Below are 1,413 nucleotides of genomic sequence, written 5' to 3'. Positions count from 1 at the left end.
GAAGCGTGAAGAACTCCCATCATCGCAGGTCACAAGGCACTTCTTCATTTCCCCAAGCGTCATCCATAGGCATCGGTCGGTGGATCGAGGCTAAGACGAGCCCGGTCTCGTGCTGCTTCTTGTCCAGGCCGAAGGCGAGTGCGGCCTTGTTGATATGCGCAGCACGTCGAGGCCCGGTGTGCGTCCGGCGTCCTTGGGGCGCCATGGGCTGGGCGTCGTTGAAGTGGGCGGCACGGTGATGACCGCCTCCGTCACGTGTTGCCCGCGTCGTCGGCGACCAGCACCAGCGCGCTGATCTCCTCCGGCGCGCACAGCTTGTCGCGGATCCTGAAGCGCGCGTTGCCGTGCTCGTCGGGGACGATATCGAAGCCGTCAACCTTGGCCTCGTCGGGGACTTCGTCGAAGCAGCGGCCGGTGAAACACTTGGCGGAGTAGATGGTCCCCTTCGTGTTGGGGATCGCCTCCATGCGGGCGAGCTGGCCGACAAGGGGTTCGCCAGTGGCGGTGAAGGCGACGACTGACGGGGTGGTACGGCTGCCCGCGGAGTCGGGGATGACCGCGGCCTCCCCGCCCTGCCACGCGGCGTCACGGAATTGGTCGCGCCGAGGTAGATTCCGACTGCCTCGGCCATAGGAGTTTTCATGCGTCGAAACTCCTGGAACGTGGGGTGGGCCAGCTGAGCCGCGTGCGGCAGCAATGGCCAAACCGGTCACCGGCCCGGAGTCGGACGCGTCGAGACGGGCTTCCCGGGCCTTTGGGCGCTCCAACCGGTCTCGCGTCGTGGCGCCAGGGCTCATGCGGCCTGCGTCCGACCGGGCCCGAATTCACCCGGCTGCCCAGGCTGGCCAGCACGAACAAAGATACCAAAAATGGCCACACCCGCGGGTATCACACGCCTGTCCAATTACCCGGGCGATGGGACGCCTGGGCCTGGCAGGGTAATTCAGGGAGGCTAATTGGTCCCGACATGCGCATGCGTTCCCGCGCCCCGTCGGCCAGGCTGACTGGGAAGCCCAGGCGCCAGGAGCCACCCCGGCGCCCGCAACCGGAGGTTGCCGTCATGACCGTGATGTCCATCGCCAGGTTCGAAAGGTTCTTCCGCGCGGCCGCGGGGCTGGACGTCGACAAGAACGATCTCAAGCGCTACAGCGACTTCGTCGACGCCAAGCTCTACGATCTGCTGACCGTCGCCCAGGCCACTGCCAAGGCCAACGGGCGCGACATCATCCGGACCTGTGACCTACCGATCACGAAAGGCCTGCAGGAGAGCATTCACCACTTCCAGAAGATCGACCAGGAAGTAGAACTCAAGCCGATCCTAGACGAGTCTTTCCGAATGCCTGCGGGCGCAAGGAGAGGGTGTCCATGATCGTTTGTGACGACGAACCTGGACACCCTCGTGACCGCACTCTA

At 65.0% G+C, this 1,413-nt stretch carries 1 protein-coding gene and 1 pseudogene; one reads left to right on the top strand and one right to left on the bottom strand.

All coding sequences use genetic code 11. The features are described from left to right. Positions 1-94 precede the first annotated feature (94 nt). Positions 95-631 (bottom strand): annotated as a pseudogene (locus ACWDA7_RS52925) (Hsp70 family protein); the annotation flags it as partial. A 429-nt stretch (positions 632-1,060) separates the two neighbouring features. Between ACWDA7_RS52925 and ACWDA7_RS52920 the strand changes: the two are divergent. Next, on the top strand, positions 1,061-1,369 hold the full coding sequence (locus ACWDA7_RS52920) for a DUF1931 family protein (protein WP_450615385.1): 309 nt from the start codon (positions 1,061-1,063) through the stop codon (positions 1,367-1,369). The last annotated feature ends 44 nt before the right edge of the window (positions 1,370-1,413 follow it).

The organism is Streptomyces sp. NPDC001156 (genome assembly GCF_053598275.1).
This window is presented reverse-complemented; position numbering and strand designations above follow the sequence as displayed.

What these genes read in the sequence shown, in the direction of transcription:
- ACWDA7_RS52920 (WP_450615385.1), top strand. Translation starts at nt 1,061, where the DNA reads ATGACCGTGATGTCCATCGCCAGGTTCGAAAGGTTCTTCCGCGCGGCC.